We start from the raw sequence: 25,488 nt of genomic DNA on the forward strand, positions 1-25,488 counted from the left end.
GTTCAATGAGCGCCTACACAGTGTCCCGGCTGGCCCTTGATGCCGGGGTGAGCGTGCATATCGTGCGCGACTACCTGCTGCGCGGATTGCTACGGCCGGTCGCGTGCACCACGGGCGGCTACGGCTTGTTCGATGACACCGCGTTGCAACGGCTGCGCTTTGTACGGGCTGCCTTCGAAGCGGGTATCGGCCTGGACGCACTGGCGCGGCTGTGCCGGGCGCTGGATGCTGCGGACGGTGACGGTGCGTCTGCGCAGCTTGCCGTGTTGCGGCAACTCGTCGAGCGTCGGCGCGAGGCCCTGGCCAGCCTCGAAATGCAACTGGCCGCCATGCCAACCGAACCGGCACAGCACGCGGAGAGTCTGCCATGAACAGCCCAGAGCACTTGCCGTCTGAGACGCACAAACCGATCACCGGCTACTTGTGGGGCGCGCTGGCCGTGCTCACCTGTCCCTGCCATTTGCCGATTCTCGCCATTGTGCTAGCCGGCACGACGGCCGGCGCGTTCATCGGGGAGCACTGGGGTATTGCAGCCCTCACGCTGACCGGCTTGTTTGTCCTGTCTGTGACGCGGCTGCTGCGGGCCTTCAAGGGAAGATCATGACCGCTTCCCAGCCAGCCGAGAGTGGGCAGCTTTGAGCTTCGCTACCAATCTGGAGGAGTACCACCATGAACGCAAACGCCCCGAACACTGCCAGTTGCACCACCTGCTGCGTATGCTGCAAAGAAATTCCGCTCGATGCCGCCTTCACCCCGGAAGGCGCGGAATACGTCGAACATTTCTGCGGGCTGGATTGCTATGAACGCTTCCAGGCACGCGCCAAGGCCGCGACAGAATCTGACATTGCGCCTGTCCCTGGCGGTTCGCAGCCGTCAGATTGAGGCATACCCTAACCTGATGTCAGATGTTGAGCACAAACAACGTCAGAGTAGGGTATTAATTTATATTTATTGACACATTCAGCCAAGGGTAATAGATTTCATCCTGACATTTTTACCTTTGGAGGCATCTTGCAAGGTCAACGTATCGGCTACGTTCGCGTCAGCAGCTTCGACCAGAATCCTGATCGACAACTGGAACAAATAGAAGTCGGCAAGGTATTCACCGATAAGGCTTCAGGCAAGGACACACAACGTCCCGAACTTGAAAGGCTGCTGGCCTTCGTCCGCGAGGGCGACACCGTGGTGGTGCATAGCATGGACAGGTTGGCACGCAACCTTGATGACCTGCGCCGCATCGTCCAAGGGCTGACACAACGGGGCGTGCGCATGGAGTTCGTCAAAGAAGGGCTAACGTTCACCGGCGAGGACTCACCGATGGCCAATCTGATGCTGTCGGTCATGGGAGCCTTTGCTGAGTTCGAGCGCGCTCTGATCCGCGAACGTCAGCGCGAGGGAATCGTGCTGGCTAAGCAGCGCGGGGCCTACCGGGGACGAAAGAAATCGCTGAACAGCGAACAAATTGCCGAGTTGAAACGGCGAGTTGCGGCAGGCGACCAGAAAACCTTGGTGGCCCGTGACTTCGGCATCAGCCGCGAAACTTTGTACCAGTACCTGCGGGAAGACTGACCATGCCACGCCGCTCAATCCGGCACTGTTGCAAATAGTCGGTGGTGATAAACTTATCATCCCCTTTTGCTGATGGAGCTGCACATGAACCCATTCAAAGGCCGGCATTTTCAGCGTGACATCATTCTGTGGGCCGTACGCTGGTACTGCAAATACGGCATCAGTTACCGTGAGCTGCAGGAGATGCTGGCTGAACGCGGAGTGAATGTCGATCACTCCACGATTTACCGCTGGGTTCAGCGTTATGCGCCTGAAATGGAAAAACGGCTGCGCTGGTACTGGCGTAACCCTTCCGATCTTTGCCCGTGGCACATGGATGAAACCTACGTGAAGGTCAATGGCCGCTGGGCGTATCTGTACCGGGCCGTCGACAGCCGGGCCGCACTGTCGATTTTTATCTCTCCTCCCGTCGTAACAGCAAAGCTGCATACCGGTTTCTGGGTAAAATCCTCAACAACGTGAAGAAGTGGCAGATCCCGCGATTCATCAACACGGATAAAGCGCCCGCCTATGGTCGCGCGCTTGCTCTGCTCAAACGCGAAGGCCGGTGCCCGTCTGACGTTGAACACCGACAGATTAAGTACCGGAACAACGTGATTGAATGCGATCATGGCAAACTGAAACGGATAATCGGCGCCACGCTGGGATTTAAATCCATGAAGACGGTTTACGCCACCATCAAAGGTATTGAGGTGATGCGTGCACTACGCAAAGGCCAGGCCTCAGCATTTTATTATGGTGATCCCCTGGGCGAAATGCGCCTGGTAAGCAGAGTTTTTGAAATGTAAGGCCTTTGAATAAGACAAAAGGCTGCCTCATCGCTAACTTTGCAACAGTGCCATAGAAAGGTTACATTTCTAAAAATTATAACGCTGACCTGGGGACCGGGAATATGTATTCATTTATCGCACGCCAGCCTATTTTTGACACAAAAATGCAGACCGTCGCTTATGAGCTGCTTTTCAGAGACGGAATGAACAATGCCTTTCCCGATGTTTCACCAGAATACGCCACGTCCAGAATGATTTCTGACCAGTTTTTATGCATCCCTGTTCCCCGTATAGCCAACAATCACAGTTCTTTTATTAATGTGCCGCACCAGATGATCATTAACGGACTGGGCGATACGCTGCCGAATGAAAAAGTGGTCATCGAAATTCTGGAAAATGCAGTCCCGGATGATGCGCTTTTCTGTGCCGTAAAGGATATGCACGACAGGGGTTACCAGCTTGCGCTCGATGATTTCACGATGGATGATGAATGGGACCGCTTTATGCAGTATATTTCTGTCATCAAATTTGATGTCAGAGACAATGACTATGAAGATATCCGGCAATATATCCACAGAAAAAGTCAGCTTCTGCAGGGCATAAAATTCCTTGCTGAAAAAGTGGAAACAAGGGACGAGTTTGAGCTTTACAGCCGGGCGGGTTTCGCGCTTTTCCAGGGATTTTTCTTCAGTCGCCCGGAAATCCTCAGAAATAAATGCCTTTCCCAGAACCCCCTGCCACTCTCCAGGCTGATGATGGAGGTGAACAGGGAAAACCCGGACTTTGCCGCGGTCGAACGTCTGCTTAAAACCGATCTGACGCTGTCATATAAAATCATGCGCTACGTCAGAAACATGCTGTTTAAATCACATGGCATAATTCAGGCGGACAATCTTACCCTGAAAGAAATGCTGATGTATATGGGGGGCAAAGAACTCCGGCGGTTTGTTGCGGTGGCCGCCCTTTCAAATATGGGGCGTTCCGGCATCAGTGAACTTTATCATCTGAGCATGGTTCGCGGAAAATTCTGCGAATTAATTGCCGAAAAAATAAATAATGTTTCATTATCCTATAACGCATTTATATGCGGTCTGTTTTCATTGCTGGATGTCATTCTTGAACTCCCCATGGACGATTTAATTAAACAGATTTCAATCCCGCAAAACGTAACTGCCGCGCTTTGTGAACATAAAGGTGAACTTTTTGACATACTGACCCTGTCGTTATGTTATGAGAAACTTAACTGGGAGGAAACCGCGAAAATATGTAATACCCTCAATATCAGCGAGTTCACTGTTATAGAAACCATGCAGGCCGCAACAAAATGGGCGGACGAGCTCGCCGTCTGTTAAGGATATTTATCACAAGACAAATCAGTCATACACATCATTTTTTTAATTAAAGAAATACCGGTGAACGCCGTTATATCCGCTTATCCAGACACAACGAGACACTATTATCATGGTAATAACTCCAACTTATTGATAGTGTTTTATGTTCAGATAATGCCCGATGACTTTGTCATGCAGCTCCACCGATTTTGAGAACGACAGCGACTTCCGTCCCAGCCGTGCCAGGTGCTGCCTCAGATTCAGGTTATGCCGCTCAATTCGCTGCGTATATCGCTTGCTGATTACGTGCAGCTTTCCCTTCAGGCGGGATTCATACAGCGGCCAGCCATCCGTCATCCATATCACCACGTCAAAGGGTGACAGCAGGCTCATAAGACGCCCCAGCGTCGCCATAGTGCGTTCACCGAATACGTGCGCCACAACCGTCTTCCGGAGCCTGTCATACGCGTAAAACAGCCAGCGCTGGCGCGATTTAGCCCCGACGTATCCCCACTGTTCGTCCATTTCCGCGCAGACGATGACGTCACTGCCCGGCTGTATGCGCGAGGTTACCGACTGCGGCCTGAGTTTTTTAAATGGCGGAAAATCGTGTTGAGGCCAACGCCCATAATGCGGGCGGTTGCCCGGCATCCAACGCCATTCATGGCCATATCAATGATTTTCTGGTGCGTACCGGGTTGAGAAGCGGTGTAAGTGAACTGCAGTTGCCATGTTTTACGGCAGTGAGAGCAGAGATAGCGCTGATGTCCGGCAGTGCTTTTGCCGTTACGCACCACCCCGTCAGTAGCTGAACAGGAGGGACAGCTGATAGAAACAGAAGCCACTGGAGCACCTCAAAAACACCATCATACACTAAATCAGTAAGTTGGCAGCATCACCCTTCTGCCGGGCTAATAACCTGGTCCCGAGCATGAGCCGGCGTGGCAACTGCTGGGATAATGCGGTGGCCGAATCGTTCTTCAGTTCACTGAAAAAAGAGCGCATCAGGAAGAGAATATACAAAACCCGGGATCTAGCCCGGGCGGATATCTTCGATTACATTGAAGTGTTCTACAACCGGGCCCGGCGCCACAGTCACCTCGGCGGCGTCAGTCCGGAGGCCTTCGAACAGGCCTCGTCGTGAGGACAGAATTTGTCTACGGGCGTGGGGTCAGTCCAATCAACGGCTCGGAAGTGTCTAGATTATCCGTGGCGATTCAATTATTCTAAAGTTTTCGACCGCTATACACTCTTATCATTCTTTGTTAATCGTTTATTAAGATAATAAATATAAGGACGAAACCATGAACGATGTCATTCGTGACTTTTTCAAAATGGAATCAGCTGGTGGTATTCTTCTCGTGATTGCCGCGGCAATTGCGATGACCATTGCTAACTCACCGCTGGGCGAAACTTATCAATCTGTACTGCATACTTATGTATTTGGTATGTCAGTTTCTCACTGGATTAATGACGGCCTAATGGCTGTTTTCTTCTTACTCATTGGCCTTGAAGTTAAGCGAGAGCTGCTTGAAGGTGCGTTAAAATCAAAAGAAACCGCAATTTTCCCTGCGATTGCAGCGGTTGGCGGTATATTAACTCCTGCTCTTATTTACGTAGCCTTTAATGCCAACGATCCTGAGGCGATTTCTGGTTGGGCAATTCCAGCGGCGACAGATATCGCTTTTGCTTTAGGTATCATGGCGTTATTAGGTAAGCGTGTACCAGTAAGCCTAAAAGTGTTCTTGCTGGCGGTTGCTATCATCGATGATTTAGGTGTAGTTGTTATTATCGCGCTATTTTACACCGGTGACCTGTCGACCATGGCGTTGCTTGTTGGCTTCATCATGACTGGTGTCCTATTCATGTTGAATGCGAAGGAAGTAACAAAACTTACGCCATACATGATCGTCGGTGCGATCTTATGGTTCGCGGTGCTTAAATCTGGTGTTCACGCAACATTGGCAGGTGTAGTGATTGGTTTTGCTATCCCACTAAAGGGAAAGCAGGGCGAACATTCTCCACTTAAACATATGGAGCACGCGCTTCACCCATACGTGGCATTTGGTATTCTGCCTCTATTCGCATTTGCCAATGCGGGGATTTCGTTAGAAGGCGTATCGATGTCAGGTCTAACTTCAATGCTGCCACTCGGTATTGCTTTGGGTCTACTGGTTGGTAAGCCTCTAGGTATCTTTACCTTTAGCTGGGCAGCGGTAAAAATGGGCGTTGCTAAGTTACCTGAAGGCGTTAACTTCAAGCATATCTTTGCGGTATCTGTGTTGTGTGGTATTGGCTTTACAATGTCTATCTTCATTTCCTCTTTAGCGTTCGGAAATGTAAGTCCTGAATTTGATACCTATGCTCGACTCGGTATCTTAATGGGTTCTACGACAGCAACATTACTTGGCTATGCCTTACTGCACTTTTCTTTGCCTAAGAAAGCGCAAGCGTAAGATAAAAATGAGCTATTTTGTAAAGCCTCCCAATCGGGATAACACCGATCAGTTAAGGCATTGATCAGTTGAACGATCCTACGGATGGTTAACAATACCCTCAGTACACTAATTGCTGAGGGTATTTTTGGCACTGTTGCAAATAGTCGGTGGTGATAAACTTATCATCCCCTTTTGCTGATGGAGCTGCACATGAACCCATTCAAAGGCCGGCATTTTCAGCGTGACATCATTCTGTGGGCCGTACGCTGGTACTGCAAATACGGCATCAGTTACCGTGAGCTGCAGGAGATGCTGGCTGAACGCGGAGTGAATGTCGATCACTCCACGATTTACCGCTGGGTTCAGCGTTATGCGCCTGAAATGGAAAAACGGCTGCGCTGGTACTGGCGTAACCCTTCCGATCTTTGCCCGTGGCACATGGATGAAACCTACGTGAAGGTCAATGGCCGCTGGGCGTATCTGTACCGGGCCGTCGACAGCCGGGGCCGCACTGTCGATTTTTATCTCTCCTCCCGTCGTAACAGCAAAGCTGCATACCGGTTTCTGGGTAAAATCCTCAACAACGTGAAGAAGTGGTAGATCCCGCGATTCATCAACACGGATAAAGCGCCCGCCTATGGTCGCGCGCTTGCTCTGCTCAAACGCGAAGGCCGGTGCCCGTCTGACGTTGAACACCGACAGATTAAGTACCGGAACAACGTGATTGAATGCGATCATGGCAAACTGAAACGGATAATCGGCGCCACGCTGGGATTTAAATCCATGAAGACGGCTTACGCCACCATCAAAGGTATTGAGGTGATGCGTGCACTACGCAAAGGCCAGGCCTCAGCATTTTATTATGGTGATCCCCTGGGCGAAATGCGCCTGGTAAGCAGAGTTTTTGAAATGTAAGGCCTTTGAATAAGACAAAAGGCTGCCTCATCGCTAACTTTGCAACAGTGCCAGCTGAACGACCTGAACCCATTCCTCCTGCGAAATCGCACCGGTAATAGCCTGCATGTTGCGCCCGAGTTCCTGCATGATCTTGCGTAGCGCCAGTGGCTCAACCTGGGTAGCGTCACCAGCCCAAGCTGGCAACTGAAAACCCCATAAAAGCAGGCAGGCCGTAACGGTCAGGGTGATAGTTCCAAATGCGTGGCTGTGTTTGCGGTGGGTCATGAAATTCTCCTGTAATTCAATCGTTCTCTCATTCGAACTCCCGCCCTTCGCCAGCTTCCTCATGGGTCACGCCGTCGCGGATGTGGTAGATGCGCTTGAATGTGGGGATGATCTTTTCGTCATGGGTGACGACGATGATGGCGGTCTCGAACTTCCGGGCCATGTCGTTGAGGATGCGGATTACAGCCATGGCGCGCTCGGAATCCAGCGGCGCAGTGGGTTCATCGGCCAGGATCACCGGCGGACGATTGACCAGTCCGCGCGCGATGGCGACCCGTTGCTGCTCGCCACCGGAGAGTTGCGAGGGCATTGCGCGAGCTCGGTGTTGCACATCAAGCGCTGTGAGCAATTCCAGTGCCTTCGCGCGCGACTCTCCATTCGCGACGCCTGCAAGCATCGGCAGCAGCGCCACGTTGTCGGTGACATCGAGAAACGGAATCAGGTACGGCGCCTGGAAAACGAAACCAATCTTGTCACGCCGTAAGGCGCGCAGGTCGCGGACTTTCCAGCCATCGGCGTAGATCACTTCATCGCCCAGCGTCATGCGACCGGCGGTCGGTTCGATCACCGCACCCAGACACTTGAGCAGCGTGCTCTTGCCGGACCCGGAAGGGCCGATCAGTCCCACCACTTCACCAGGCGCAACATGCATATTCACGTCTCTCAAGGCAAAGACAGCGGTGTCACCATCGCCATACCGCTTGCTTAAACTTTCGATGTGTATCCCTTTGCCACTCATCTCAACCTCCAATGGCTTCGGCCGGATCGACCTTGAGTGCTATGCGAATGGCGACGAGGCTAGCTAGAACGCAGATCACGAGCACGGCAAAAAAACCGGCGACAGAATCCATTGGCGTGAGCAGGACATATTTTGGAAAAGCCGGTGCTGAAAAGGTGGCTGTGATCTTGCCGACCACGAAGCCAATCACGCCCAGGGCGAGCGCCTGCTGCATGATCATCGCGGCGATGGTTCGGTTGCGTGTGCCGATGAGCTTCAACACCGCGATCTCACGGATTTTGTCCATCGTCAGCGAATAGATGATGAAGGCAACGATGGCCGCGCTAACGATGGCCAGAATCACAAGGAACATGCCGATCTGCTTGGCCGAGGTGGCGATCAGCTTGCCGACAAGGATGTCTTCCATCTGTGCCCGGGTGTAGACCGTCAAACGCTTCCAGCGCTGGATGGATTCGGCAACCTCGTCCGGCGCATGACCAGGTTTCAGAGTGACCAGCACGGCATTGACGAACGCGTTGCTGCTCTGTGAAGCAATCACGGCATCCAGCAAACCTGGATCACCGGGTCGATTGAAGACCGGGTTGGCTTCGGTGCGACGCCGGCTTTGCCAGATGGCATCGTTGTCCTTGAGGAACTGGGCCTCCTGGGCATCTTTGAGCGGAATGAATACCATCGGGTCGCCGCTGGACGACACCATGCGCCGTGTCAGCCCCACGACGGTGTAATGATTGCGGCGAATGGCAAGACGATCTCCCAGTTTGAAGCCGGTGGCGATGTCGGCCACAGCCTCGTAGTGACCGCGCGTGATCTGGCGTCCAGCGACGAGATAAGGAGGCCATCCGGGTGTAGCCCCCAACGCACCGGGCGCGATGCCGACCACCATGGTGCGTACATCACTCTCGCCCTTGCGTACCTGCATGGTCAGGTAGGTCGCGTTCGCTGCCTGTGAGACTCCCGGCATGGCGAGAATGGCGCGATACACGTCATCGTTGAGGCTGGACGACTCCGCATAAGGACCCAGAGTATCCTTTTGCACCACCCAAAGGTCAGCGCCACTGTTGTCGAGCAACGCCTTGCCGTCGTCCACCATGCCTCGGTACACCCCAGCCATGACCAGGGTGACGCCGATCAGCAGACCCAGACCGATGCCGGTGAAGACGAATTTCCCCCAGGCATGGAGAATGTCGCGGCCGGCCAGGCTGATCATCGTGAAACTCCCGGGATATGCTCGACCACATGGATGCGGCTGCGCGCCGTCAGTGCCTTTTCGCTATAGGTCACAACCTGGTCCCCATTCTTGAGCCCTTCGCGCACCTGCACGTAACCATTGAGGTCGGAAGTGCCGAGCTTGACCGGGGAGAAATGCAGATCACCATCCACGATTTGCCAGACACCGACTTTGTCGCCCTCACGCTGGACGGCAGCGTTGGGGATCAGTGGAGCGGCCGGGAGCGCCGGCAAGTCAACCGTGACTTCGGCCAGTTCACCCACTGGTGGCAAAGGTTCTGGTTTGTTATCGAATGTCACCTTGGCAAGCGTTTCCTCGGTTACCGCGTCGGCCTTGGGTTCCACCCGCAGCACGCGACCTTTCAAGGTCTGGCCACCACGCGAACGCAGGACGATATGAGCCGGCAGCCCCCCAGCCAGCCCCGATGCGCTGATCTGGTCGAAGCGCACATTGATCCACAAACTCTTGGGGTCGATCACTTCCACCACGGCCTGGCCCGCGACGATGGTCGTGCCGGGATCGGCATCGCGCACGGCGACTACACCGTCGACCGGCGCGATCAGGCGCAGATTGCTCCGCTGCGCGACGAGTGCTTCGCGGTCGGAGCGTGCCCGGGCAATATCTTCCCGAGCGGCGGATAGGGCGGCATCGGCGATCTGCAGTTCCTGCCGCTTGGTGGTGACGATTTCCTCGCTGGTCGAGCGCACCGCAAACAATTGCTCATAGCGGCGCGCCTGGGTTTGCGCGTAGGCTTGCCGGGCTTCTGCCTCGCGCAAAGCCGCTTCCGCCCGCTTGAATACAGACTCCTGTGAGCGCACCCGATCATCAAGGTCGACCGGCTCCATCTCGCCGAGCACCTGTCCGGCCTTGACCTGGTCGCCTACATGCACCTCCAGGCGTTTGACGCGCCCGGCAAACGTCGGCCCGATCTTGTAGGTGTAGCGCGCCTCCACCGTGCCGATGCCGAACAGCGCCGGTGTGATAGCCCTTGATTCCACGCTTGCCACCGTCACAGCGACCGGGGCGAGCGGCCCTGATCGCAGACCGACATAAATAAAAAGCACCAGCAAAGGAATGATGACGGCAAGCAGTGCCAGGGTGCGGCCTTGCAAGGGTAACTTTTTCATTGCGCACTCCTTATGCCACGCCGATAAATTGCAAAGACGCGCGGCGCATCGCGGTGCATACGTCCCACATCACCCGCCAACAGCGATTGCATGACCAAGCCCTGGATCGTGCCAATGAACAGCGTTGCCGCCGCCTCGTTGTCAAGCGAGGGAGACAACTCGCCGCTGGCCTTGCCTTTCTCGATGAGACGATGCAAACGTTCGCCGTAGCGCTGAATCAAGGTTTGCACCATGCGCTTGGCCGGTGTCGATTCGGCACGCTGAAGCTCACCAAACATCATTCTTGGCACGCCTGGGTGCTCAGCTACGAATTCGATATGACTCATGAACATCGCCTCCATGGCTGCCAAGGGCGACTCGATTCCTTGTGCGGATCGATCGATTCTGGCTAATAGGCGCTCTGCTACCCACTCCATGACCGCCTGCCAAATGGCTTCCTTGTTCGGGAAGTGCCGAAACAGCGCACCCTGGGTCAAGTTCATGTGTTTAGCGATAGCTGCAGTGGTTATCTCGCTTGGGTTTTGTGAACCGGCAAGCGCCACGACGGACTCGACAGTTACGGCACGACGTTCATCGGCCGGCAGATGCTTTGGATGGGTGTCCACGAGCACTCCTTGTAAGATAGTAATTGATTACTATCTTACCACAAGAGGCAACTCAAACAAGAGAAAACCCGACGTACTCGTCAATATCTAGCGTCTGCAATGGGCTTAACGTGCTTTATTTAATGAGATGGTCACTCCCTCCTTCCCGGTACTATGCTGAGGACAGGCTTTCATTCGGAGAACTATCATGGAAAACATTGCGCTCATTGGTATCGATCTGGGTAAAAACTCTTTCCATATTCATTGCCAGGATCGTCGCGGGAAGGCTGTTTACCGTAAAAAATTTACCCGGCCAAAGTTGATCGAATTTTTGGCGACATGCCCCGCTACAACCATCGCAATGGAAGCCTGTGGCGGTTCTCACTTTATGGCACGCAAGTTGGAAGGGTTGGGGCATTCCCCAAAGCTGATATCACCACAATTTGTCCGCCCGTTCGTTAAAAGCAATAAAAACGACTTTGTCGACGCCGAAGCTATTTGTGAAGCTGCATCGCGTCCGTCTATGCGTTTTGTGCAGCCCAGAACGGAATCTCAGCAGGCAATGCGGGCTCTGCATCGTGTCCGTGAATCCCTGGTTCAGGATAAGGTAAAAACAACCAATCAAATGCATGCTTTTCTGCTGGAATTTGGCATTAGCGTTCCCCGAGGAGCTGCCGTTATTAGCCGACTGAGTACCCTTCTTGAGGATAATAGTTTGCCTCTTTACCTCAGCCAGTTATTGCTGAAATTACAACAGCATTATCACTATCTTGTTGAGCAGATTAAAGATTTGGAATCCCAGTTGAAACGAAAGTTGGACGAAGATGAGGTTGGACAGCGCTTGCTGAGCATTCCCTGCGTCGGAACACTGACAGCGAGTACTATTTCAACTGAGATTGGCGACGGGAAGCAGTACGCCAGCAGCCGTGACTTTGCGGCGGCAACAGGGCTTGTACCTCGGCAGTACAGCACGGGAGGTAGGACGACATTGCTGGGAATTAGTAAGCGAGGTAATAAAAAGATCCGAACTTTGTTGGTTCAGTGTGCCAGGGTATTCATACAAAAACTGGAACACCAGTCTGGCAAATTGGCCGATTGGGTCAGGGATTTACTGTGCCGGAAAAGCAACTTTGTCGTCACTTGTGCTCTGGCAAACAAGCTGGCCAGAATAGCCTGGGCCCTAACGGCACGACAGCAAACTTATGTAGCATAACGGCAGAAATACACCGGTTTAAAGAATTACTGATCTGGTTTTGCGAATACTGATATTGATGATACTAACGGCCCACCGGCCTGTTGAGGAACCTGTAAAACGGAAAGGCTCATTGAAGCCGTATATTTTCTGGAGGTTCATCAGGCGCGGAACTCATCAAGGCGCGGGAATAAAATCCCATTCAGACGCCGGATAGATTCAAGCAAGCCAACTTGTCGTCAAAATCGGTGTTGCAAAAACGGGAGTGACCATAGATTCCGTTTTCTGAGACGTCCCCATTCACAGAAGCGTTCCTGCGCCAGCATGAAGAAATGTGCCAGGTCGTGGGCAGCATCGTTTTTTCACTTGTGGAGGCAGGACACGATTCCACCAGTGGAAATATCGTCACTGTGCTGCGAAATGAGATTGCCGAAACCGGCAAATGGGCGCCGGACCAGGTGCTTTATCTGCAACTGGCCATTGATTTGCTGGAGCAGGGACGCAGAATTCCGGGGCCACGCTGACGCCCCGTAAACGGTGGCTCTCTCACCAGAGTTGCATCAGGATGAGCAGAACCAGCAGATGGCCGGCATAGGCGATGTAGAAAAAATGCCGGGGCATAAAGCGCGGGCAGCCCTCCGGGCACAACTGAATGCTCAGGTAAATGGCCATAATGGGGAAAACCAGTGTGGGGAGGGTGGCGAACAGCAGCGTGTCTGCCGGCAGACTCAGCAGGTGTGATACCCCGTTCAGACAGCACAGTGACAGCCCGGACACGATAACCCCCGTGCGCTGCACGGCAGACGTCTGCCCGCCCGTGGCTATGACCATGCCGGTGGCCAGAACCATACCCGCCAGGCCATAACTGGCCGGGCTCAGCGGCCAGACCAGGACGACCAGCAGCAATACGCCAGCCATCAGCCCTTTTTTTCCGAACCGGTACTGAAGGGCAAGCAGTTGCGTGACACCTGCGAACACGAAAAGAATGTTCAGTGCCCACCACGGATGGTGATGCGCAAAAGCCAGGCTGAATACAGGCTGGGTTATGACGGCCCATCTCCACAGACGGTTTGCCCTCACCTGGAGCCGTTCCGGTGTGCGCTGCACGTTCATCGCCCAGATAAGCGTGAACAGGGGGAAGGCCATCCGGCCAGCCGCATACAAAAGCAGGTTGCCGGGCGTCAGGAACAGGGTGTTGATGTGGTCGGCCAGCATGGCGATCAGTGCCAGCACTTTGACCATATCCAGGGCAGCAGGACTGATCTGCCCTGGTGTCTGAAGGGGTCGAAGAAGGCCGGGAACCGCGTGACTCATTCGGTGTATTCTCCTGACGGCACGCCATCAGCAGCCAGTCCTGAACATGATGCCAGAAAGCCCTGCCTGTCTGTGACGTCACGCGAACCTTTAATTTTTCCAGAATTTTGCGTGCCGCAAACTCTGATTTATCCCGCAGCACACGCATGGCGCCTGCCACATCCTTATTCTGAACACAAAGACTTAAAATATGAAAATCGTTCATAACCCTTCCCTCCTGACCCTTTAATTATCGGCACAGGAAGGAATAAATTTAGCGTAAATTTATATTATTCAGTATGTTACAAGGAATGTCAGTGATCGGTTACCGTATCAATATTATGCGCCTGGCAACTCCCCGCTACCGTTACTGAGGGCATATTCTTCCTGACTCATCAGCGGCCAGCGGATAAGGCGGATGAGGCGGGAAGCCTGGTCCGGCGTGAACCCGAATCCGTCCAGCAACTCTGTCAGCAGCGGGCCGGCATCCTCTTCATACCGATCCGATCGAAGGGCACCAGGGGTCCCTTCCACCGTTTTCGCCAGTGCCAGAAAACGTTCCTGCAGCGGTTGTTCCTTATTACGCCAGCCGGGCTTCACTGCTTTAAGGTGCTCCGGATTTGTGGCGGAGAGCCCTTCCACATCGTGTTGTCGCAGTACCCTGAGCAGCTGCTGGTACCAGGTTACTGTCGTGGATAAAGCCTGTCCGCCGGGAAACTCTGCATTTTTCAGGACAGGCGTACCCTGTTCAGGCGAGGTGCTTTCGTTGATCTGCAGGCGGATATCAATGCCGGCATCGTGACAGGCCTGCAACCACTCAGCTACCTGCAGGGGGTCGCCTTCCTGTCGCATCACTTGCCCGGCCGTGTTCCACAGCTGCAGGCAGGTGGTGCCGTCGAGACGGATAACGTAGTCGCCCCGGCACGCCAGGTGCCAGCGACCATCCAGCTCCACCGGCCGGTCGTCACCGAACCTGTCAGACTCGTATACCGGCTTCATCCGGACCAGGGGCAGAACCCGGATCGCCGTCGCGCGCTGCTCTGCCAGGACGCGCGCCTGTTCGTCAGCGAGAAGCGGGGCGGCCAGCGCCCGGCCGGCGTCCGTAAGCTCGACGGCCAGCTGCAGGTTCGGCGCGCGCAGGGTGCGCAGCCAGCCCGCGTTTTCCATGCGCCGGCAGGAGGCGCGGAGGTTCGGCCCGTACACCGGGGCGTCCCCGCCCTGCTCCAGCAGATGTTCCAGGTCCCGGGTACGGACCCGGGTAATGTCGTTGTGCTTAAGACCTGCCAGCACAATCAGCACCCGCCGCTGCAGCGGCGACGGACGGCGTGTGTTGGCCCCGGTCATGCTGCGCTGCTCCCGTTCCGGATAAGCGCGTCCAGACGCTCCCAGTCGGCTTCGATACGCTCGTATATACTCGCGTCTGCTGGTCCTCTCTTCCCTTTCAGCGCCAGCCTGTGCCAGAAAGACAGGATGTCGCGGGCCATAATATAATTGTGGGCATAATGTTCACCGGTCTTGTTCAAATCGTATTTTTTAATCAGCTCTTCCGTTTCCTGCAAAAGCTGCTCATAGCTGAGTGAAAACGTCACTTCTCTCTCATCCATCCTGCACGCTCCATCTGATAATGTCCTTTTAATGGAAAAATCATATCATGAATGATTTTATACTGAATTGGTAAATATCATATTAGATATGATTATATTAAAAGTGATAAATGTCACACCCTATATTATTTTATATGTATTTATTTATTATCATATCACTTACGGTTTTCCTGCCGCGCAGATCCGATTTCTGGCTAAATCGGAATTGCTGGCCTGAAGCACCTGACTGACCTGACGGTATTGTGAGTTTCTGGACCGGAGCGGAAGGATTGAATGGGAAATTATTCAGATTCGAAGACTGAATATGTTCAGTGAACGCTGGCGCTTATCGACCTGCATAAGGGGGCTCAGTCGCCCGAAAACTCACGTTGCGCAAAGTGGCATAAATTAAGGGCGCTGAAGCGCCCTTCTGTTTTTAACTGAGTGTGGCTTCAACCAGGTAGGTCATAATTTCTTTTTCTGGATTCCCGTAAACAGGATAGTTGTGACCCATAGAGGTTCTGCTGGTAACAGTTATCGTTGCCCCGGCCGCAAACAGCACCTCAAGCTCATTTCCCTTTTCTGGCTCATCCATGTCGAACACGAAGGCTTTGACCTGGGGATCGATAACCGTAATGACCATCAGATCAATGTAGCCTTCCTTATATGCTTTCCCTGAGTGCTCAGCTTCACGCATGGCAACTTGTGGACAGAAGGTCGTGGCAAAGGGGTCACTAAGTTTAGTCACAGTTTTCTTTCCCATCCATTGGCCACCGTGGAAGAGAATCTGACCATGTGGGATCATCATTCCATGGGTATTTACCTCGTTGTCCGCCTGAGCCATCCGCGCCGGCGAAAGGGGGTACAGCTGCTGATAGTCCAGTAAAATTTGCGGTGTAACTGGCGGCATATGTGCTCTCCAGCTCGCGTATTCACCGCCATTCGCCAGTTCATTTTCAATATGCCACGCAATATCACTATTAGCCCCTGCAAAAGCCAGAACATGCGCCGCATCAAGCCAGGATGTTATGGGAGAGCGCGGCACATGGTCGGGGTAAATATCGGGGATTCTGGCACTGCACTGTGTGTGGAAAGGGTTGATAATATTCATAGTCGGAGCAATCATCCTTTAAAAATTATTGTCATTATTTCATCACCTTTCTAATCCGATACTTAAAAGAACACCATCATTTTCGTTAAAGAATGCACACAGCCTTCAGTAACAAGTTACACATTGCTGATTTTTTGAGCGCAGCCTTTCCGCAGTTCTGTAAAGATGCTTAAACGGATCGCTTGCACCTACTTATATGAAGGTTTTACAGTCGCATAAACAATATCGTTTCGCCTGCGCCTGCCTGATAAAGGAACCCTGCATGCATTTTTATGTGGATGAAACCGGTCATACCGGTCCCAATCTTTTTGATCCTACCCAGCCCGTGCTTTCCTACGGCGTGCTTTCTTCACCGGATGACCTGGACAAGGTTGCCGAAGCCGATCTTGCTGCCTTGCGTAAGAAACTGGGAGTACAGCGTCTGCACGCCGCAGAGCTTGGCATGCACCGCCTTGATGAGGTGGTTGATACGCTGCTTGTCCTGCAGAAGAAGCACCGGATACGGTTTGATGTCTGGCAGGTCGTTAAACGGGATCACGCCATTATTTCGTTCTTCGATCAGGTGTTTGATCAGGGGATGAATCCTGCAGTGCCCAGGGTTGCCTACTGGACCCCCTTTCGTTACCCGCTGCTACTGAATCTGGCAAGCCTGTTCGATAATGAACTGGCTGAAAAAGCGTGGCGTGCCCGCCTCGAAGCCCATGATGGAAGGTCCTCATCTCTGTTCAGTGAGGTCTGCAGTGAGCTGCTTGCGCGCGTTCATACCCTGGGGGACCGCCGTTACATTGAATTGATTACCGATGCGTTGTCCTGGGCGATGACCCACTTTGACGAACTGGGATATAACTGCAAAACCGGTAAACAAAAGCTGCAGATCATGCCCAATATGGTTGGATTTCAGTTCGTATTGCGCGGTATCTGTTCCCGCCTGGGAGCACCAAATCGCAAAGCCGACATCGTTGTGGACCAGCAGTCACAGTTCAACACCACCCAGCGGGAGCTGAGGGAGTTCTATTACCAGATACGTGAGATGCCGTGGGTACACGGTCCCGGTTTACCGGTCATGGATGTGACGAACATGCCGGCTGAACCGCTGGTTTTCCAGTCGGGTACAAAAAGTGCAGGGCTGGAGCTGGTTGATATATATCTCTGGATCTTCAAACGCTTTATGGAAGGGAAGGAGTTAACCAGACCCCTTACCCGCCTGGTTTACACCAATCGCAATACCGGCAGGACGGACAGTGTCTCCCTTCAGTCGGTGGCTAAACGATCTAAGGAGTTTCTGGACAAACTGCAGGAGCCAACGGCAGAAATGATGAAAAAGGCGAGGGAATACCGGGATCAGGAAGAGGCAAGGCGGCTGGAACATCGGGTGCAAATCCTGCCGCCATCCTGATCCGGCAGGTTGAGTACACACAAAAGTGGAAGCGGCCGCGACGGGATGATGCGTCTGTCCGGCATCTTCCGGAGGGCCAGAACTCGAAATTCTGGCCGTACTTCACTTCTTCGTTGAAGCTCTATCTGTTCGTTGTGAGTCTCATATTTTTATTAAAACTAAAGCAACTCATCAACATAAGTCATGATGGAACGAACCAGATTTATGGCAAAACGGGCATCGGCTTCATTCAGCAAAGTTTCAGTAGGATGGGCCATACTGTAATTGTTGCGCAGGTTATTGATTCCATGAAGTATTGCGGCAGAAGACTTCAACATTTTAAACACATCTTCATTTCTTCCATCATCCGGCAGGGCCTTGAGATGTGCAGTTATCAGGGAAAGCAATCCTGGAACATTATTATTGGTACTATTGGTCGCAATTCCATGGTTTGTACACATTTGTCTTAATGAAGCATGAAGAGCTGTATGGACACGATCATAAGCCCGGTGTGGTCCATTTTTCTGAAGCAACACTTCCGCATCTTCTAAAGCCTGGTAAATGTTTTCGTTCACATTTTTCACTGGCGCTGCGGAAACATTTCTTTGCCCATTCTGATTAACAATGTCCTTTATTTCATTGAATAACTCAGTATTTGCATTGTTGATAAAGCGTTGGACATTATCCAGCGCCCATATTTTAGAAAGGTTATCAGCGTCCCTGGCCAGAGTGCTTTCTATGGCAGAGATGGCCACTCCTTTCAGCTCCGGGTTGTCCCAGTGAACATGCTGGTAGAATTTATACAGCCCTTCCGGAACATCTTCACAAGATGTAACAGCAAACAGCTCCTGCCAGTCGCCTTCGTTAAACTTATCTGCCAGGATTTTGGCCAAATTAATTTGTGAAACTTTGTTCAACATACTGATCCCTTGAAGTTTGTACTTCTTAATTGAGTTTACCGGAACGGCGTCTCAGTAAACGAAATCCGTGTACTGGTGTACCCCCTGCTCTGCAACAGGAATGAAATCCCATCCATCATCATTGCTCTGTTACTGCGGGGCCCAATTCTGATGTTTGTCAGTGGCAGCTTGTCTTTTGCTTTAATGATCAGATATGGCACCAGACCGTTATCATTGACACGAAAATTGACACCCTCATAAGGGCTGTCCGGGAGGATTACCATCCGGAACTCCTGCTCCTCTTTGAAACCGTCATTCTTGAAAAAAGGCGGCAGGCTGTGTGCCAGTCTGGTTGCCTGAATCATCTCATGCATTACATCTGCATTTATTGCCGCCTGAACCTGTGGCTGACGAAAGAAGGCGAGGATTTCGTTCCGGGCTTCAACCGTGGAATCCTCTTTGGTATAGAGTACCCGGTTTTTAAACACCTGATATTGAGTTAATTCCAGGGAGGCAAGCAGCTCTTCATCATCAAATTCCAGGCACACGCCCTGAGAGCTGCCATAACCCCGCCACTGGCTTAACAGGTCGGGTTCGAGACAGAACGACAGGTTATAGACATGAGCAGCCCGGTGCATTCTGAAGTGTGTCAGTGCCTGTTCGATGAACTTCAGGGTTTTCGGGTTAAAGTCGTCCCTCAGGTACTGCAGGGCATTCTCAAGGCAGTTCATTCCGTGAGTCAGCTCATTGCTGTCATTGAGGAAGGAAAAGTGCGTCGCCCACAGTGAGCCTGATTCGATGATGCCCTTCAGTCCGTTCAGGTCAGTGTAATGATAAATCTTCATCTGGCAGCCTCCTGACTGTCCGGGCCCTGTTCGCACTCAGTTTTCTGCATGTCAGACAGAAACGGGAACGCCTTAAAAGCGGCTTCCCTTGCTTCTTCTATGGACTGTTCCCAGGCCTGCCATTCCGGGTCCGCAGCCAGCACTTCGTCGGCGGTATCGCGTAACCAGGCATACAACTTTTCGCCACCATTGAGATCAACCCGACGGGTTTTTACCGGGTCTTCATGCTTCATGATATTGCGCAGAAGTTTTCCCAGTGGGCCACCTGACTCGACAGCTTCAGCCGGGATATACTCCGGATATTCTGGAAACTGATCCAGCGTCAGATCTATATATTCCCCGTCCAGCAATACGATGACATGCCCGTGAACCGTTGAGTTTTCCGCTTCCTGAAAGCCTGCGTTCCCTTCCATAAAAATGATGCACGGATGGCATCCCTCAGTATCTGTCAGGTACTTCGCCAGTGTGTTGCTGGCTAAATCGCAGCTGCCGTGCGGGAAATTCCTCAGTTCCTCTTTCCATCGAGGAAAATGACGGCACCCGTCAGCCCGTTCACCGGCGCCAAGCTCCAGCGCCCGCCGAAACGCCTTTATACGTAATGTTCTTTCCTGTCTCATTTCTTCACCTTCCCGTCATGGCGGGCCAGGGCCAGCAGTTCGGCCTGAAGCTGACGACCGTCCTCCCGGGACTCCTTCAGCTCCGCTTTCGTGTCCTGCAGCTGCGCCGCCAGGTGTTCGCCGGTGGCGGTCAGGCGGGCCACCTGCTCACGCAGCGGCAGCGCCTCCGCGCGCAGCTCGCGCACCTCCTGCAGCAGGCGGTCACGTTCGGCTACCACCTCGCGCAGCACCGCCAGCTCGCTCTCCAGGGCAGCCACCTTCGCCAGGGCCTCATCCCGCTCCTGGTCGGCACGGGCTATGTCGTCGTCAGCCTGCTCACGCGCCGCCAGGACCCCGGCTTCAGCCTGTTTCACGGCCGCCTGCCACAGCAGCCCCAGCTGGCCGGTCAGCAACTGCGCCAGCTCCGGCGGCAGGGGCGCGGTCTGCTCAGCGGCCTGCTCGCGCTGGCGGGCGCGGAACGCGCGCATCACCGGGGAGATGTGGGACAGGGAGCCGCCGCCGAGGTACTGACGGACCTGCTCGTTGGTCGGGTTCAGGGTGCCGGCGGCGATCAGGGCGGCAGCGGCGTCTTCAATGCGGCGGACGGTGTCCGGGGAGAGGGTGGTCATGGTCTGGCTCCGGTTTTACAGGGAATGACATCATGGTACGTCCGGTGCAAAAAAATAAACAATACATAAAATACAAATAATACATACAATACATTTGATACATATCGTACATACCGTACAGAACCTACATACAGTTTCTCTCCTGTCTCGTTGAGATCCGAAAACCCCTGAAGTCGGATCTTTATTAGCTGCCGGTTCGGAGGGATGTATGAGACAGTAGCTGGTAAGAACCTTCGTGCGAAGGGTTATCTTTCACAACTGGCAGAAGGTTCGCTTTGAGCGAATAGTGCACATTATGAATATGCAGTCGTTTTGAGATTATACAGGATGATAAAATGAGGGTGTCTGCCCCGTAACGCGGCGGAACATCGTCGCGAACGATGAGGCATTGTCGTATCCAAGAGAGAGCGCCACGTCAAACACCGGCCTGCCTGTTATCAACAACGCCAGCGCGCGGACCACACAAGCTCGCTGGCGCCAGGCCGAAAATGACATGCCGATTTCCGGTAATGCTGCCAACTTACTGATTTAGTGTATGATGGTGATTTTAAGGTGCTTGCGTGGCTTCCATTTCCATCAGATGTCCTTCCTGCTCCGCTACTGAAGGCGTGGTGCGTAACGGCAAAAGCACTGCCGGACATCAGCGCTATCTCTGCTCTCATTGCCGTAAAACATGGCAACTACAGTTCACTTACACCGCCTCTCAGCCCGGTACGCACCAGAAAATCATTGATATGGCCATGAATGGCGTCGGATGTCGCGCCAGTGCACGCATTATGGGCGTTGGCCTCAACACGGTTTTACGTCACTTAAAAAACTCAGGCCGCAGTCGGTAACCTCGCGCATACAACCGGGCAGTGATGTGATTGTCTGCGCTGAAATGGACGAACAGTGGGGCTACGTCGGTGCTAAATCACGTCAGCGCTGGCTGTTTTACGCGTATGACAGGATACGGAGGACGGTTGTGGCGCACGTCTTCGGTGAACGCACTCTGGCCACACTGGAGCGTCTTCTGAGCCTGCTGTCGGCCTTTGAGGTCGTGGTATGGATGACGGATGGCTGGCCGCTGTATGAACCCCGCCTGAAGGGAAAGCTGCACGTTATCAGCAAGCGTTACACTCAGCGCATTGAGTGACATAACCTGAATCTGAGACAACATCTGGCAAGGCTGGGACGGAAGTCACTGTCGTTCTCAAAATCGGTGGAGCTGCATGACAAGGTCATCGGGCATTATCTGAACATAAAACACTATCAGTAAGTTAGAGTCATTACCAATAATACCTTCAAATAAAAAAAGCGGTCCGGCGACATCCCCCGGACCGCTTCAATAAACTGTCTGATGTTATGTATTCATCAGTGTGCAAATATCATACCAGCTTATGGTTCAGATAGCCACGTTGCTTAATTGTTGTGCAATGTAACAAATGTGAGGTATGTGTAGGTAATCGTTATTTTTAGGACTTAATGCACCGGTATTCTGGGCTTCAAATTCATCGGGGTAATGGCAAGTTAATGAAAAAAAGACCATTCCTCACGGGGGAAAAATAGTCGAATAATAGTATCCTGGTTCTGTGTACGTCAGGGTTCCAGTAGGATAGCGTCTATTGTCATGAACGAAACGACAAATAAGGGGGTAAATATGCCTCATTTTTGTTAAGGAATTGTCTATATGAACTGTTACTCAGTTTCTGTCCGTGAAATGGTCAGTATCAGGTATCAGACAATCATATCCTTTTATCTCACTGAGATTCCGGGCTGGACTTGATATCATCTAAACCTTTTCGGATTTCCACGTTTGGAAAATACAAGCCTTTCAAGAATTATACTGGTCTGTTAAGCGACCGATTGGAATCCGATATAAGAATATCCAGCAAGGAATTGACGCCCTCGACACTGCTGATGTCTTTGAGGCGGTTTCTTGGATGAATCTGTCCTGAAGTGTCTGATTTTATCGCTCTATGTGATTGTTCGACTGTAGTGGCACAGTAAATTTGGCCACCTGATTAAAGGTGTGGAGTGCCCCCGAGCCCGTAGACAAATCTGCCCTATAGTTGGACTGACCCCACCCCGGTAGACGATCCTGCCCTATAGTTTGAGCATAGGGGGAGCATATGGGCACACCACGATTTACACCTGAATTTAAGGAAGAAGCCGTCCGACAGATAACGGAACGCGGTTATTCCGTTGCCGAAGTATCTGACCGTCTGGGCGTTTCTGCCCACAGCCTCTACAAGTGGCTACGGGCTATCAAACCGGATAACAGCGAGCAGCATGCCCGGGATTTACTGGAAGCCAAAAGCGAGATCCTGAAACTACGGGCACAGCTAAAACGTACCGAAGAAGAACGGGATATCCTGAAAAAGGCCGCGCGGTACTTTGCAAGGGAGCCCGACTGAAGTACCGCTTTATCAATGAGCACCGCACTGTATGGGGTGTGATGACAATGTGTCGGGTACTGGATGTCGCCCGGGCCGGGTTCTACGCGTGGCTGCATAACCCGGTCTCGGCACGTGATAAAGATAATCAGCGTCTGCTGACGCTTATCCGTGACTCCTATTCACTGAGCGGAGGCGTATACGGTTACCGGCGGGTTCATGGCGACCTGAACGAAATCGGGGAAACCTGCGGTAAAAACCGGGTGGGCCGTATTATGCAACTGAACCGGATTAAAGCCGTGCGCGGCTATAAAGCGCCGCGTCGTATCGCTGGCAGACCTTCAGTGGTTGCCCCTAATCGCGTGCAGCGGCAGTTTACTGTTGTCCGGGCCAATCAGGTCTGGGTCACCGACATTACTTATAGTGTGCCCGGAGTTCAGGGCGGGCATGGATGCTTAAATGAACCGCGAGTCTGTCTGGAATATTGAACCGGTAACTCACGATGAGAACCCCAACAATCCCACCGGGTGTGACGGTGGAGAACCTGAGCGGCAGTGACCTGCGGCATGCCCGCAGGGTGATGTAACCCGCTGACAACGGGGATTGAGGCGAGATCACTAAGCCGAGATGATCCTCAAGGTTAAGTACTGAAAGGCTGAAGAACATGAACCCGTTAATCCGCCTCTGTGGGTTGAAAACGTCACCACGGCCTACGTGATCTGACAGGCCGTGCAGGAGGAACTGGCAGTGATACGTAAGCACTGCCGGTCGAAGGTGTTTTGACATGTATGCGAAACACCGGGGCAGCAGCGTCTATCACGCTTGCGTTGCTGACTTCTGCCAACTTGCGGCAAGCAAGGATAAAGAGTGCGACGGGCAGCCTCCTCAGTATGCCTGACTCCAGGCAGGTAAACCGGGGAAGGTCAGCGACGGATGTTAAGGGGGCATGGCTCCGATGACGCGCTGGCTGGCGGAGCTTCCGTAGTAGTCCGCGATGGGGAAAGCCCATTACATGGCGAAGGGAAGCAGTTTGAATGTGTTTGCGACGTGAATTAACTGACCTAACGAGGTGAAGACCTTTGATAATCAGCGAAATGCAACGCAAGCTTGCCACATGGGCAGCCACCGATCCGTCCCTACGGATTCAACGGCTGCTGCGTCTGATAACACAACCAGAATGGCTGGCTGAAGCGGCGCGGATCACGCTTTCATCAAAGGGGGCGCATACCCCCGGCGTTGATGGCGTGAACAAAACAATGCTACAGGCCAGACTGGCTGTTGAGCTGCAAATCCTCAGGGATGAATTACTCTCAGGCCACTACCAGCCCTTGCCCGCCAGACGGGTTTACATCCCTAAAAGCAACGGCAAACTGCGACCACTGGGTATCCCCGCGTTGCGGGATCGTATTGTTCAGCGGGCCATGCTGATGGCGATGGAGCCGATATGGGAGAGTGATTTTCATACGCTCTCATATGGCTTCCGGCCTGAGCGCAGTGTCCACCACGCGATCCGCACGGTGAAATTACAGCTCACAGACTGCGGTGAAACCCGGGGACGCTGGGTGATTGAAGGCGACCTGTCCAGTTACTTCGACACCGTACATCATCGACTGCTGATGAAGGCTGTACGCCGCAGGATCAGTGACGCACGTTTCATGACTCTGCTGTGGAAAACCATCAAGGCGGGACATATCGATGTCGGTCTCTTTCGGGCGGCCAGTGAAGGTGTGCCACAGGGCGGTGTTATATCGCCGCTATTATCGAACATCATGCTGAATGAGTTCGATCAATACCTGCATGAGCGCTACCTGAGCGGGAAAGCCAGAAAAGATCGGTGGTACTGGAATAACAGTATCCAACGGGGCCGAAGTACGGCGGTCAGAGAAAACTGGCAGTGGAAACCCGCGGTGGCGTACTGCCGCTATGCCGATGATTTTGTCCTCATCGTCAAAGGCACCAAAGCACAGGCGGAAGCCATCAGGGAGGAGTGTCGGGGTGTGCTCGAAGGCAGTCTGAAACTCAGGCTGAACATGGATAAGACTAAAATCACCCATGTTAATGACGGCTTTATCTTTCTGGGGCACAGGATCATTCGCAAACGCAGTCGTTATGGCGAGATGCGAGTGGTCTCAACGGAGAAAGCCAGAAACTTCGCCGCATCGCTGACAGCACTGTTATCAGGCAACTACAGTGAAAGCAAAGTCGATATGGCTGAACAACTCAACCGAAAACTGAAAGGCTGGGCCATGTTCTATAAGTTCGTTGATTTTAAGGCCAAAGTCTTCAGTTATATCGACCGTGTCGTGTTCTGGAAGCTGGCTCACTGGCTGGCCCGCAAATACCGTACAGGTATCGCTTCCCTGATGAGGTGGTGGTGTAAATCACCGAAACCGGGTCAGAGCAAAACGTGGGTTTTATTTGGTAAAACCAATCACGGCAAGCTCAGCGGCGAAATACTGTACCGGTTGGTGGGGCAAGGCAAGAAGCTGTTCCGCTGGCGGCTACCCGAAGGTAATCCCTATCTGAGGACGGAGACCAGAAACACGTATACATCGCGCTTTACAGAAGTGGCAATGGCGTTCGCCAGCATTTAAATGGAGAGCCGGATGCGCTGAAAGGTGC

Annotated in this window: 24 protein-coding genes and 7 pseudogenes; 15 read left to right on the forward strand and 16 right to left on the reverse strand. The window is 52.9% G+C overall.

What is annotated here, in order from left to right:
• Nucleotides 1-5: 5 nt before the first annotated feature.
• The 6 genes and pseudogenes from merD (at nucleotide 6) to E6P06_RS03115 (ending at nucleotide 3,691) form a co-directional block, all read left to right on the forward strand.
• Entirely contained in the window at nucleotides 6-371 is a 366-nt protein-coding gene (gene merD / locus E6P06_RS03080; protein ID WP_001277463.1) for a mercury resistance co-regulator MerD, read from the forward strand.
• Nucleotides 368-604 (forward strand): broad-spectrum mercury transporter MerE, encoded by a 237-nt coding sequence (gene merE, locus E6P06_RS03085; protein ID WP_001087807.1) that lies wholly within the window; start codon nucleotides 368-370, stop codon nucleotides 602-604. The genes merD and merE overlap by 4 nt, the downstream gene beginning before the upstream one ends.
• A gap of 65 nt (nucleotides 605-669) precedes the next feature.
• Nucleotides 670-882 carry a DUF3330 domain-containing protein gene (locus E6P06_RS03095; RefSeq protein ID WP_000993245.1) on the forward strand — a complete coding sequence of 71 codons (213 nt, stop codon included), beginning with the start codon at nucleotides 670-672 and terminating at the stop codon, nucleotides 880-882.
• Between the two features lie 129 nt (nucleotides 883-1,011).
• A complete protein-coding gene (locus E6P06_RS03100; protein WP_001162010.1) occupies nucleotides 1,012-1,569 on the forward strand; it encodes a recombinase family protein in 558 nt (185 codons plus the stop codon).
• Nucleotides 1,570-1,653: 84 nt separating this feature from the next.
• Nucleotides 1,654-2,357 (forward strand): annotated as a pseudogene (locus tag E6P06_RS03105) (IS6-like element IS26 family transposase).
• A 104-nt stretch (nucleotides 2,358-2,461) separates the two neighbouring features.
• A complete protein-coding gene (locus tag E6P06_RS03115) occupies nucleotides 2,462-3,691 on the forward strand; it encodes an EAL and HDOD domain-containing protein (protein ID WP_000286799.1) in 1,230 nt (409 codons plus the stop codon).
• A gap of 126 nt (nucleotides 3,692-3,817) precedes the next feature.
• On the opposite strand, the gene E6P06_RS03120 is transcribed toward E6P06_RS03115, so the two are convergent.
• Nucleotides 3,818-4,515 (reverse strand): IS1-like element IS1B family transposase gene (locus E6P06_RS03120; protein ID WP_095033700.1). Its coding sequence is split into 2 segments (ribosomal slippage): nucleotides 3,818-4,266 and nucleotides 4,266-4,515, totalling 699 coding nucleotides; the frame shifts between segments, so codons are not numbered across the junction.
• Between the two features lie 56 nt (nucleotides 4,516-4,571).
• Between E6P06_RS03120 and E6P06_RS03125 the strand changes: the two are divergent.
• The 3 genes and pseudogenes from E6P06_RS03125 to E6P06_RS03135 all read left to right on the forward strand — a co-directional run.
• A pseudogene (locus tag E6P06_RS03125) lies at nucleotides 4,572-4,814 on the forward strand (IS3 family transposase); the annotation flags it as partial.
• Between the two features lie 160 nt (nucleotides 4,815-4,974).
• Nucleotides 4,975-6,126, forward strand: a complete 1,152-nt coding sequence (nhaA, locus tag E6P06_RS03130; protein WP_139934941.1) for a Na+/H+ antiporter NhaA — start codon at nucleotides 4,975-4,977, stop codon at nucleotides 6,124-6,126.
• 192 nt (nucleotides 6,127-6,318) lie between these two features.
• Nucleotides 6,319-7,023, forward strand: a pseudogene (locus E6P06_RS03135) (IS6-like element IS26 family transposase).
• Between the two features lie 33 nt (nucleotides 7,024-7,056).
• Here E6P06_RS03135 and E6P06_RS03145 read toward each other — a convergent pair.
• The 5 genes from E6P06_RS03145 to E6P06_RS03165 are packed head-to-tail and all read right to left on the reverse strand — an operon-like array spanning nucleotide 7,057 to nucleotide 10,989.
• Nucleotides 7,057-7,290: a hypothetical protein gene (locus E6P06_RS03145; protein WP_231591594.1), complete on the reverse strand. Its 234-nt coding sequence runs from the start codon at nucleotides 7,288-7,290 to the stop codon at nucleotides 7,057-7,059.
• Nucleotides 7,291-7,318: 28 nt separating this feature from the next.
• The gene (locus E6P06_RS03150; RefSeq protein WP_004393997.1) at nucleotides 7,319-8,029 is read right to left on the reverse strand and encodes an ABC transporter ATP-binding protein; all 711 of its coding nucleotides are present in this window, start codon (nucleotides 8,027-8,029) and stop codon (nucleotides 7,319-7,321) included.
• A 1-nt stretch (nucleotide 8,030) separates the two neighbouring features.
• Nucleotides 8,031-9,236 (reverse strand): ABC transporter permease, encoded by a 1,206-nt coding sequence (locus E6P06_RS03155; RefSeq protein ID WP_022652303.1) that lies wholly within the window; start codon nucleotides 9,234-9,236, stop codon nucleotides 8,031-8,033.
• The gene (locus E6P06_RS03160) at nucleotides 9,233-10,384 is read right to left on the reverse strand and encodes an efflux RND transporter periplasmic adaptor subunit (protein WP_016236501.1); all 1,152 of its coding nucleotides are present in this window, start codon (nucleotides 10,382-10,384) and stop codon (nucleotides 9,233-9,235) included. The genes E6P06_RS03155 and E6P06_RS03160 overlap by 4 nt, the downstream gene beginning before the upstream one ends.
• Complete coding sequence (locus E6P06_RS03165) at nucleotides 10,381-10,989, reverse strand: TetR/AcrR family transcriptional regulator (protein ID WP_004393990.1); 609 nt, start codon at nucleotides 10,987-10,989, stop codon at nucleotides 10,381-10,383. Before E6P06_RS03165 ends, E6P06_RS03160 begins: the two co-directional genes overlap by 4 nt.
• 187 nt (nucleotides 10,990-11,176) lie before the next feature.
• On the opposite strand from E6P06_RS03165, the gene E6P06_RS03170 reads away from it, so the two are divergent.
• Together E6P06_RS03170 and E6P06_RS03175 are read left to right on the forward strand one after the other, a co-directional pair.
• Complete coding sequence (locus E6P06_RS03170; protein WP_135716487.1) at nucleotides 11,177-12,181, forward strand: IS110-like element IS4321 family transposase; 1,005 nt, start codon at nucleotides 11,177-11,179, stop codon at nucleotides 12,179-12,181.
• Between the two features lie 311 nt (nucleotides 12,182-12,492).
• Nucleotides 12,493-12,684, forward strand: coding sequence for a DUF2767 family protein (locus E6P06_RS03175; protein ID WP_008322801.1), 192 nt, complete (start codon nucleotides 12,493-12,495; stop codon nucleotides 12,682-12,684).
• 22 nt (nucleotides 12,685-12,706) lie between these two features.
• On the opposite strand, the gene E6P06_RS03180 is transcribed toward E6P06_RS03175, so the two are convergent.
• The 4 genes from E6P06_RS03180 to E6P06_RS03200 all read right to left on the reverse strand — a co-directional run bounded on the left by E6P06_RS03180 (nucleotide 12,707) and on the right by E6P06_RS03200 (nucleotide 16,147).
• On the reverse strand, nucleotides 12,707-13,474 hold the full coding sequence (locus E6P06_RS03180) for a TraX family protein (RefSeq protein WP_042201113.1): 768 nt from the start codon (nucleotides 13,472-13,474) through the stop codon (nucleotides 12,707-12,709).
• A gap of 318 nt (nucleotides 13,475-13,792) precedes the next feature.
• On the reverse strand, nucleotides 13,793-14,797 hold the full coding sequence (locus E6P06_RS03190) for a hypothetical protein (protein ID WP_042201111.1): 1,005 nt from the start codon (nucleotides 14,795-14,797) through the stop codon (nucleotides 13,793-13,795).
• Nucleotides 14,794-15,057: a hypothetical protein gene (locus tag E6P06_RS03195; RefSeq protein WP_008322807.1), complete on the reverse strand. Its 264-nt coding sequence runs from the start codon at nucleotides 15,055-15,057 to the stop codon at nucleotides 14,794-14,796. The genes E6P06_RS03190 and E6P06_RS03195 overlap by 4 nt, the downstream gene beginning before the upstream one ends.
• A 415-nt stretch (nucleotides 15,058-15,472) precedes the next feature.
• A complete protein-coding gene (locus tag E6P06_RS03200; RefSeq protein WP_053065240.1) occupies nucleotides 15,473-16,147 on the reverse strand; it encodes a hypothetical protein in 675 nt (224 codons plus the stop codon).
• Between the two features lie 262 nt (nucleotides 16,148-16,409).
• On the opposite strand from E6P06_RS03200, the gene E6P06_RS03205 reads away from it, so the two are divergent.
• Entirely contained in the window at nucleotides 16,410-17,543 is a 1,134-nt protein-coding gene (locus E6P06_RS03205; protein WP_042201108.1) for a DUF3800 domain-containing protein, read from the forward strand.
• A gap of 158 nt (nucleotides 17,544-17,701) precedes the next feature.
• Here the strand turns inward: E6P06_RS03205 and E6P06_RS03210 are convergent, their stop codons facing one another.
• The 6 genes and pseudogenes from E6P06_RS03210 to E6P06_RS03235 form a co-directional block, all read right to left on the reverse strand.
• Entirely contained in the window at nucleotides 17,702-18,442 is a 741-nt protein-coding gene (locus E6P06_RS03210; protein WP_042201107.1) for an abortive infection family protein, read from the reverse strand.
• A 35-nt stretch (nucleotides 18,443-18,477) separates the two neighbouring features.
• Nucleotides 18,478-19,059 (reverse strand): DUF2971 domain-containing protein, encoded by a 582-nt coding sequence (locus tag E6P06_RS03215; protein WP_223602139.1) that lies wholly within the window; start codon nucleotides 19,057-19,059, stop codon nucleotides 18,478-18,480.
• 15 nt (nucleotides 19,060-19,074) lie between these two features.
• Nucleotides 19,075-19,266 (reverse strand): annotated as a pseudogene (locus E6P06_RS27860) (hypothetical protein); the annotation flags it as partial.
• A complete protein-coding gene (locus tag E6P06_RS03220; RefSeq protein ID WP_042201102.1) occupies nucleotides 19,263-19,883 on the reverse strand; it encodes a hypothetical protein in 621 nt (206 codons plus the stop codon). The pseudogene E6P06_RS27860 and the gene E6P06_RS03220, both read right to left, overlap by 4 nt.
• Complete coding sequence (locus E6P06_RS03225; RefSeq protein ID WP_042201100.1) at nucleotides 19,880-20,491, reverse strand: DNA-binding protein; 612 nt, start codon at nucleotides 20,489-20,491, stop codon at nucleotides 19,880-19,882. The genes E6P06_RS03220 and E6P06_RS03225 overlap by 4 nt, the downstream gene beginning before the upstream one ends.
• A gap of 318 nt (nucleotides 20,492-20,809) precedes the next feature.
• A pseudogene (locus E6P06_RS03235) lies at nucleotides 20,810-21,001 on the reverse strand (helix-turn-helix domain-containing protein); the annotation flags it as partial.
• Between the two features lie 50 nt (nucleotides 21,002-21,051).
• On the opposite strand from E6P06_RS03235, the pseudogene E6P06_RS03240 reads away from it, so the two are divergent.
• The 3 genes and pseudogenes from E6P06_RS03240 (at nucleotide 21,052) to ltrA (ending at nucleotide 25,460) form a co-directional block, all read left to right on the forward strand.
• Nucleotides 21,052-21,749: pseudogene (locus tag E6P06_RS03240) on the forward strand (IS1 family transposase).
• 853 nt (nucleotides 21,750-22,602) lie between these two features.
• A pseudogene (locus E6P06_RS03245) lies at nucleotides 22,603-23,288 on the forward strand (IS3 family transposase); the annotation flags it as partial.
• 672 nt (nucleotides 23,289-23,960) lie between these two features.
• On the forward strand, nucleotides 23,961-25,460 hold the full coding sequence (ltrA, locus tag E6P06_RS03255; protein WP_048213817.1) for a group II intron reverse transcriptase/maturase: 1,500 nt from the start codon (nucleotides 23,961-23,963) through the stop codon (nucleotides 25,458-25,460).
• The last annotated feature ends 28 nt before the right edge of the window (nucleotides 25,461-25,488 follow it).

The sequence above is a fragment of the Citrobacter sp. CF971 genome, assembly GCF_006385635.1.
Lineage (GTDB): Bacteria > Pseudomonadota > Gammaproteobacteria > Enterobacterales > Enterobacteriaceae > Citrobacter > Citrobacter freundii.